Annotated in this window: 1 protein-coding gene; it reads right to left on the reverse strand. The window is 42.7% G+C overall.

The genetic code is table 11. The features are described from left to right. On the reverse strand, window positions 1-293 hold a 293-nt coding region (locus tag P0G09_RS19825), incomplete at both ends, for a hypothetical protein (RefSeq protein ID WP_275253531.1).

The following is a 293-nucleotide window of genomic DNA, read 5'->3' on the forward strand; positions in this document are numbered from 1 at the left end:
TGGCTCCACCCGATGCAACCACCTCGTACCATTCAATTGTGTACGTGCCGCCATAATTCTTCTGGGCATCTTGCTCCCAACTACTCGGTTTTTCCAGATAATAGTAATGCTTGTAAGAACCATCCGCCTGTTTAATCGGAATCACAGGAAACTGTCCGGAATCAACCAAAATTTCTGTTCCAAGCTTATTTTTGGTATTGTTTGTGTCATAAAGCTGGTTCTCAGGACGCACTTTACATTTATATTTTACCGGATCCTCTACATTCAAGATTGTACCAACGGCCATACCATTC

The sequence above is a fragment of the Faecalibacterium sp. DFI.5.82 genome (assembly GCF_029076575.1).
Taxonomy (GTDB): Bacteria; Bacillota; Clostridia; order Oscillospirales; family Ruminococcaceae; genus Faecalibacterium; species Faecalibacterium duncaniae.